1 pseudogene is annotated in these 435 nt (G+C 53.3%); it reads left to right on the forward strand.

Going from position 1 to position 435, the window contains the following annotated elements:
* A pseudogene (locus tag EOA28_RS39800) lies at positions 1 to 259 on the forward strand (hypothetical protein); the annotation flags it as partial.
* Between the last annotated feature and the right edge of the window lie 176 nt (positions 260 to 435).

Here is a 435-nt window from a genome sequence, read left to right on the forward strand (position 1 = left end):
TTGGCTGGTAAAGCGCGGCGTTCGGCTGTTAGGTATGGACACTCCGCAAGCCGACAGTCCGAAGAACGGGCGCGGCTCGGAACGTGATTCTCCCGTGCACAAGATTCTCTTAGGGGCGGACATGATCAAGCTCGAATACATGACCAACCTGAGGGCGCTGGGAACGGATGAATTCCAATTGATTGCGCTGCCGCTGAAGATAAGAGAAGGAGACGGATCGCCTGTCCGCTGCATCGGAATTGTCGAGGACAAAGATTAAGTGAGGCTGCAATGACGCATGAAAAGCTGGTTCGTGATTTCTTTTCGCAGCACGCCAAGTCGCCTCTTCCGAACGGAAAGGACGCTTTTCCCGTGCACTATCTGGATGATGGTCTGATCGATTCCTTTGGCATCGTCACGATGATTGACGAGTTTGAGAGTGAACTCGGTGTGAGC

The sequence above is a fragment of the Mesorhizobium sp. M2A.F.Ca.ET.067.02.1.1 genome, from assembly GCF_004023285.1.
Lineage (GTDB): Bacteria > Pseudomonadota > Alphaproteobacteria > Rhizobiales > Rhizobiaceae > Mesorhizobium.